Below are 7,000 nucleotides of genomic sequence, written 5' to 3'. Positions count from 1 at the left end.
CGCGCCGCCCAGCGCATCGGCGCCCTCCTCGCCGATCACGGCGGCGAGACGCAGGCGCCGCGCGAGGTCCTCGCGCAGCGGCGCCGGGTCGCGCGGCGGCAGCGCGACCTGCCGGCAGCCCAACCGGATCAGCGCCAGTGCGACGAGGATGTTGGCGAGGTCGTCGCGCATGGTGATGCCGGCGGCATCGCCCGGGCCGAGGCCCGCCCGGGCGAATTGCGCCGCCAGCGTGCCCACTTGGCGCACCAGATCCCCATAGCCGAGCATGCCGCCGCCGTGGATGATCGCCGGGCGGTCGGGCCAGCGGGCCGCGACCTGCTCGATGGCGGCCATGATGGGCACGCCCGGTAAGGTCGCCTGGAGCACGGTCATCGCTTGCAGGCTGGGCCTTGCCGGCGCGTGGTTCAAGCTGCCGCCTGCGCGGCGGGCACCGGGGTCAGCGCTGCGACCAGGGCGTGCGCTGCCACAGCGTGCGGTAGCCTTCCTGCAGGCCGCGCAGGCGGGTGAACCAGGCCTCGCCCCCTTCGAAGCGCGGTTCGGTGAAGCGGGCGCGGAAGGCGGCGACGAAGGCAGGGTCCTGCACCACGTCGGCCATCGCCTCGCGCAGCTTCGCGAGCACCGCGGGCGGCACGCCGGCGGGCGCGACCAGGCCGCGCTCGGAGGCCATCTCGACATCGAAGCCCAGTTCCTTGAGCGTCGGCACGTCGGGGCGGAAGGGGCTGCGCGCCGCACCGGCCATCGCGAGCGTGCGCAGCTTGTCGCGATTGGCGGAGACCGGGCCGAGGTTCAGCCCCATCGAATCCACCTGGCGACCCAGCACCGCGGTCATCAGCTGCGGGTCGCCCTGGAACACCACATGCACCCAGCGCGTACCGGTCGCCGCCTGCAGCAGCACAAGCTGCAGGTGGTCGTCGGTGCCCACCCCGGGCGAGGCATAGGTGATGGTCTCCGGCCGCGCGCGCGCGGCGGCGATCAGGTCGGCCAGGGAGCGGTAGGGGCTGTCCTCGTGCACGGTGATCGCGGTCGGGTCGGTGACCATGTTCGCGATGCCGGCGAAGTCATCGAGCTTGAACTGCGCGGTGCGCTCGATCGGGATGGTCAGCAGCCCGGGCATGTTGGTGGTGCCGAGCACGTGCCCGTCGGGCCGCGCGCGCGCGACCGAGGCGAGCGCCACCTCGCCGCCCGCGCCGGGCCGGTTGACCACCACGACCGACCCGCCGATGCGCCGTTCGAGCATGGGTGCCACGGCGCGCGCGTCGAGGTCGGTGGCGCCGCCGGGCACGAAGCCGACCACGATCTCGACCGGCTTCTCCGGCCAGCGGTTCGCCTGGGCCAGCGCCGGCGCGATGCCGGGTGCCGCGAGGCCCGCAGCGGCGGTGAGCAGCGTTCTTCTTGTCGTCATGTCGTCCTCCCCTCGTTGCTCTCGATCCACGCCATCAGGCGCTTCAGCCCTTCCTCCATCTGCACCTCCGGCTTCCAGCCGATGGCGGCGAAGGCTTCCTCATGCGCGATGCGGAAGGCGCCGCCGGAGGTGAGCCGCACCTTGCCCGGCGTGTCGCCGACGAATTCCGGTTCGATGTCCGACCCCGCCAGCTTCGTGACCATGCGCACCAGCTCGAGCGTGGTGACCGGCTTCGGGCCCGAGGTGTTCACCGCCACGTCGGTCGCGGCGGATTCGAAGGCCATGCGGTTCGCGCGCGCGAGGTCGCCGACATAGACGAAGTGCTTGGTCTCCGACCCGTCGCCGAAGACCTGCGGGCGCTCGCCCTTCTTCACCTTGTCCCAGGTCTCGATGATGTAGAGCGCGTTCGCCGCGCGGTAGTGCTGGCGTTCGCCATAGACGGTCGAATAGCGCAGCACGACGTAGTCGAGGCCGAAGCGCCGCTTCATGTCGCGGCAGAGCTGCTCGCCGATGATCTTGGTCGCGCCGTACAGGATGGCCGCGGGCGGGGCGCCCACCGAATGGAAGGGCGTGGATTCGACCAGCTCGCCCTTCACGCCCGGCCCATAGCCGTAGACGGCGTTGGAGGAGGCGAAGACCACCTTCCGCACGCCATTGGCGCGCGCCGCCTCGAGCGCGTTCTGCACGCCGCGGATGTTGACGTCGAGCCCGCCCCAGGGGTCGCGGTCCATGTTCAGCGTCATGTAGGCCGCGAGCAGCAGCGCGCCGGCACAGCCTTCCATGGCGCGCAGCAGGTCGGGCAGGCGCATCACGTCGCCGCGCACCAGGCGCAGGCGGGGGTTGTCCTTGAGATGCGCGACCGCGGCCTCGGAGCCCATCGAGAAATTGTCGAACAGCACCACTTCCGAGGCGCCGGCATCGAGCAGCTCGGCGGCGGTGGCGGAACCGACGAGGCTCGCCCCGCCCACGATGATGAACCTGTTGCCGGCGACCGGCACCGCTGCGCTCATGCGCTTCCCACCCTTCAGCGACATTGGTTGGGTCGCAGCATCGCGCGGGACGGGCGGCGCGGCTAGAGCAGATCCCGATCGGATGGAATCGCCTGATCGGGTGGAGATGCCCGCCACAACAACACGCCAGAGGCGGTGCGGCGAGGCGTGCGGAAGTGACCTTAGAGCCCCGCGCGCGCCTGCAGCGCCGTCAGTTCCTCGAGGAAACGCTGCGCCGCCACGTCCGGCGCCCAGGGCCGCCAGGGCGCATCGCCATAGCGAACCGCCAGCGGGTCGCGCGCCATGACGGCGGCGCGGATGCCCAGCGTCTCGCGCACCTCCGTCGCGGTCCAGCCGACCACGTGCACCGCCTCCGCCGCGGCGATCGCGATGTCCACCGCCTTGTGTGCGCGCTTCTCCTCGATGGTCCATGGCGGCAGGCGGTAGCGCGTGGCGATCACCGCGGACAGCCGCGCCTGGAGGTCGGCGAAGCCCTGCCCGAGGAAGGGCTTCAGTGGCGAGATGCAGTCGAAGTTGATCAGCCCCTCATCGGCATCGTGCAGCACCTCGCGCAGTTCCTGCAGCGGTGTGAGGCGATGGCGCGTGCGCGAGCGCCGCAGCGCCAGCACGCTCAGCGAATGCTGCGCGACCGAGAGCGGTTCCGGCCAGGCGGAATGCCCGCCCCAGCGGAAGGTGCGCGCGAGCCCGGTCGCGAGGTCGGCATCCGTCCAGTCGAGCGGCGTGGGCGAGAGCAGGTCGAGCCGCCGGCCCGAGGGCAGGCGCACCCAGGCGCGCTCAGCCACGGCGCGCTGCCTCAGTAGGTGGCAAACACGCGCTCCAGGTCGGTCATGCCGTGCGCCAGCGCCAGCGCCAGCAGAACCCGCGCCTTCTGCGGCGTCAGGTTGTCGGCTGTGACGAAGCCGAGCGCGGTGTTCTTCGTGGTCTTGGCCGCACGACCCGACATGGCGCGCGAAGACGTCACCACGGCGACGCCCTTCTTCACCGCCGCCGCCAGGGCATCCGACATGGCCGGCGTGACGTAGCCCGGCGCGAAGCCGGCGGCGACGATGCCCTTGGCTCCCGCGGCGACGAAGGCGTCGATCGCGGTGCCGTCGGCGCCGGCGTAGGTATAGGCGATGTCCACGCGCGGCAGCGCCTCCATGCCGCGGATGTCGAACTCGGTGTCGGGTGCCATGCGGCGCAGCGGGCGACGATACCACGCGATCATGTCCGCATCGGCATGGCCCAGCACGCCGAAATCCGCCGTGCGGAAGGTCTGCATGCGCAGCGTCGAGGTCTTGGTCACCTCGCGCGCCGCCTGGATCTCGTCGTTCAGCAGCACCAGCGCGCCGAGGCCGCGCGCGCCCGGGTCGGCCGCCACGCGGCAGCCGTTCAGCAGGTTCATCGGCCCGTCGCCGGCCAGCGCTGAGGCCGGCCTCTGGGCACCCACCACCACCACGGGCTGGGGAATCTTCAACGTCAGGGAGAGGAAATACGCCGTCTCCTCGAGCGAGGCCGTGCCGTGCGTCACCACGATCCCGGCCAGGTCGGGATGCTCGGCCGAGAGCCGGTCGCAGATCAGCACCAGTTCCTTCCACTCGGCCCAGGCGAGTGCGGTGGAAGGAATCGCCTTGAAGGGCACCGGCAGCACATCGGCCACCAGCGCCAGTTCCGGCACGCGGGCGATCACCGCCTCGACATCCAGCACCTTGCCGCGCGCGCCATAGTCGATGAGCTCGAGAGGCCCCTGCCCCATCGAGGAAATGGTGCCGCCCGTGCCGATGATGGCGACCTTGGGTTTCGTGCTCATGCTGCCGCTTCTCCCGCCGCGCCGGCGCGCAGCCTTTCGATCACGTGGTCGGCGGTCATGACGTCGCCGAAGATGTTCCAGAAATTCGCGAGCGAGGCGTTGTGCTCGGCGTCGCTGTTGGCGGCGTTGCAGTCGGCCACCATGACGGTGCGGAAGTTCAGCATCATCGCGTCCCGCGCGCTGCTCTCGCAGCAGACATTGGTCACGGTGCCGCCGATCAGCACGGTGTCGAAGCCGCGCGCGCGCAGCCGCTCGGGCAGGTCGGACGAGCCCTGGATAAAGGCGCTGAAGCGGTGCTTCTTCACCCGCTCGTCCTGCGGGCGCACATCCAGCGTGGGCCACAGCGCATGGCCAGACGCGCCCTCGGTCATGGCGGCGACGCGCCGCGCACGTGCGGCGGGGGTCGCCATCCGCTGCATCACGCTCCATTCGGTATCGCAGCGCGCATCATGGGTGTTCTGGATCCAGAACACGCCGCCGCCGCTGGCGCGCACCGCCGCGGCCAAGCGGTTGACGGCGGGCACGATGCGCTCGGCCATCGGGCAGCAGGCGTGGCTGATGGCTGGGTCCATGAAGCCCACCTGCATGTCGATGACGACGAAGGCGGTGCGGCGTGGGTCGAGCTCCTCGAAGGGATGCGCGCGGCCGCAGCGCGCCTCGACTCGGGCGATGATCTCGGGCGGGATCGAAAGGGGGTGCAAGCGGGCGGTCTCCCGGGGGCGGGCATTGCGCCGGCGATATGGGCTTCCTCGCCGCCACGCTATCGGCGCTGGGCACCCCCGGCAACCCGCGGGCGAGTCAGCCGCGCCACTCCACCACCGCCGTGGTCAGCCGCGACACGCAGGCGAGCCTGCCGTCGGACCGCCGGATCTCGGTCTGCCAGACCTGCGTGGTGCGGCCCAGGTGCAGCGGGCGGCAGACCGCGGTGACCGTCTCACCCTTCGGCACCGCGGCCACGTGGTTGGCATTCACCTCGAGCCCGACGGCACGGCGCCCCTCGGGTAGCGTCAGGGTGCTGGCGATGCTGCCGAGCGTCTCGGCAAGCACGACCGAGGCGCCGCCGTGCAGGATGCCATAGGGCTGGACGTGCCGGTCATCGACCGGCATCTCGGCCCTCAGGAAATCCGCGCCGACCTCCAGGATGCGGATACCGAAATGACCGGGCAGGCTGCCGGCGAGTCGGGCCTGCAAGCCCTCGGGATCGTGATCGCGTTTCCAGATCGCCATGACATCCCCGACATATCCAGGTCCGAGGCGGGGGACAACCACCCGATCTTGACGCCAGGGTTGATTTTGTGCCAAAGGCGACATCTAATGGTTGCATTTCTCAACTGGCAAGGCGACGTGCGTCACCTGCAGCCGGACCCGGCGGCAGACCATCTGAAACACGCGCCCGCTTGCATGCTTGCGGGACAGCCTGTGAAACGCTTCATGGCCCCGGGGCGCGCGCGCCATTCCATGTGTGTCAACCGAGGGGCTGGCTTCCAACCCTCGGCGCCGAAGGCAATGCCGTGCACGTAGTCCTCGACATTTCGCGGTTCCTCGCCTGCGGGCGGCGCAAGGCGCCATCGGGAATCGACCGGGTCGAGGCCGCCTATGCGCGCCGCTGGCTCGACGCACCGGCGCAGTCCGTCACCTTCGTCGCCCGTGGTCCGCGCAACGGCTATGCCGCCGTGCCGCGCGGCCTCGTGGCCGACCTCGCGGACAGGCTGGACGCCGCCTGGGCCGGCGGGCCCGATGCCGCCGCGGCATTGCGCAACGCCCGGCGGCTTGGGCTGCTCGCCATGGCCCGCATGATGGTCGGGCGCGGCCGCGCCCGCGTGGCCGAGGTGCTGGCGCGCGAACGCCGCACGCTGTTCCTGCTGGTCTCGCACCGCCTGATGGAACAGCCCGAACCGATCGCCGAGCTGCGCCGCGCCGGCGCTGCCTTCATCCCGCTGGTGCACGACCTGATCCCGGCGACGCACCCGGAATACGCCCGGCCTGGCGTGGCGATGCAGCACCTCCAGCGGCTCGAGACGGTGGCGGCGCTGGCCGATGGCATCATCGTCAATTCCGCCGCCACCGCCGCCGTGCTGCGCCCGCATCTGGTCCGCCAGGCCGCGCCGCCACCGCTGCTGGTGGCACCGCTGGGCATCGGCCGGCCGCTCCCCGCGCCCCTGCCGCGCGAGCCCGATCCCTACTTCGTCGTGATCGGCACAATAGAACCGCGCAAGAACCACCTGATGCTGCTGCACCTTTGGCGCGACTTCGCCGCCCGGTGGGGCAGCGCCGCGCCGCGCCTCGTGCTGGTCAGCCGCCGCGGCTGGGAGAACGAGAACGTCCTCGACCTCCTCGAACGCTGCACCCTTCTGCGCGGCCTGGTGCGGGAAGCGGGATCACTGCCCGACCCGGAGGTCGCCGCGCTGCTTTCGGGCAGCCGCGCCCTGCTCTTCCCCTCCTTTGCCGAGGGCTATGGCCTGCCGCTGGCCGAGGCGCTCGCGGCCGGCGCGCCGGCCATCTGCTCGGACCTCGCGGCGCTGCGGGAGGTGGGCGGGGACGTGCCAGAATACCTCGACCCGCTCGACGGCGCGGCCTGGCGGCGCCTGGTGCTCGACTACGCCGCGCCGGACAGCCGCGCGCGCGCCGCCCAGCTTGCCCGGCTGCGGCACTGGGCGCCGCCCAGCTGGGAGGACCATTTCGCCAGCGTGGACGGCCTGCTCGCGCAGGTCGCCGCGCGCGGCGCGCCGGCGGCGGCGCAGCCGCAGCGCGGCCAGCGCCGACCCGCCCTTCCCCCGGAAGCCTTCGGCGCGCGCCCCG

General features: G+C 71.7%; 8 protein-coding genes. 1 reads left to right on the top strand and 7 read right to left on the bottom strand.

The window, feature by feature from the left end; all coding sequences use genetic code 11:
- The 7 genes from HW578_RS20725 to HW578_RS20695 all read right to left on the bottom strand — a co-directional run.
- Positions 1-372, bottom strand: a 372-nt coding sequence (locus HW578_RS20725) for an AMP-binding protein (RefSeq protein ID WP_198372615.1), incomplete at its 3' end; no start/stop codon positions are given.
- 64 nt (positions 373-436) lie between these two features.
- Positions 437-1,402 (bottom strand): tripartite tricarboxylate transporter substrate binding protein, encoded by a 966-nt coding sequence (locus HW578_RS20720; protein ID WP_198372614.1) that lies wholly within the window; start codon positions 1,400-1,402, stop codon positions 437-439.
- Complete coding sequence (locus HW578_RS20715) at positions 1,399-2,412, bottom strand: NAD-dependent epimerase/dehydratase family protein (protein ID WP_198372613.1); 1,014 nt, start codon at positions 2,410-2,412, stop codon at positions 1,399-1,401. The genes HW578_RS20720 and HW578_RS20715 overlap by 4 nt, the downstream gene beginning before the upstream one ends.
- Positions 2,413-2,573: 161 nt before the next feature.
- Complete coding sequence (locus tag HW578_RS20710; protein WP_198372612.1) at positions 2,574-3,194, bottom strand: hypothetical protein; 621 nt, start codon at positions 3,192-3,194, stop codon at positions 2,574-2,576.
- A gap of 11 nt (positions 3,195-3,205) precedes the next feature.
- Positions 3,206-4,201: an asparaginase gene (locus tag HW578_RS20705; RefSeq protein WP_198372611.1), complete on the bottom strand. Its 996-nt coding sequence runs from the start codon at positions 4,199-4,201 to the stop codon at positions 3,206-3,208.
- A complete protein-coding gene (locus HW578_RS20700; RefSeq protein ID WP_198372610.1) occupies positions 4,198-4,902 on the bottom strand; it encodes an isochorismatase family protein in 705 nt (234 codons plus the stop codon). The genes HW578_RS20705 and HW578_RS20700 overlap by 4 nt, the downstream gene beginning before the upstream one ends.
- Before the next feature lie 97 nt (positions 4,903-4,999).
- On the bottom strand, positions 5,000-5,428 hold the full coding sequence (locus HW578_RS20695; protein ID WP_198372609.1) for a hotdog fold thioesterase: 429 nt from the start codon (positions 5,426-5,428) through the stop codon (positions 5,000-5,002).
- Between the two features lie 284 nt (positions 5,429-5,712).
- Here HW578_RS20695 and HW578_RS28495 point away from each other — a divergent pair.
- Positions 5,713-7,000: glycosyltransferase (locus tag HW578_RS28495; RefSeq protein ID WP_198372608.1), on the top strand; the 1,288-nt coding region annotated here is incomplete at its 3' end.

This window comes from Roseomonas rosulenta (genome assembly GCF_016106005.1).
In the GTDB taxonomy this organism is placed as follows: Bacteria; Pseudomonadota; Alphaproteobacteria; order Acetobacterales; family Acetobacteraceae; genus Neoroseomonas; species Neoroseomonas rosulenta.
Note: the sequence above shows the minus strand (reverse complement) of the source record. Positions and strands in the feature narration are given on the sequence as shown.

Excerpts from the sequence above, each read along its gene's own strand:
- HW578_RS20705 (WP_198372611.1), bottom strand. The coding sequence starts at position 4,201 with ATGAGCACGAAACCCAAGGTCGCCATCATCGGCACGGGCGGCACCATT.
- HW578_RS20715 (WP_198372613.1), bottom strand. The coding sequence starts at position 2,412 with ATGAGCGCAGCGGTGCCGGTCGCCGGCAACAGGTTCATCATCGTGGGC.
- HW578_RS20695 (WP_198372609.1), bottom strand. The coding sequence starts at position 5,428 with ATGGCGATCTGGAAACGCGATCACGATCCCGAGGGCTTGCAGGCCCGA.
- HW578_RS20720 (WP_198372614.1), bottom strand. The coding sequence starts at position 1,402 with ATGACGACAAGAAGAACGCTGCTCACCGCCGCTGCGGGCCTCGCGGCA.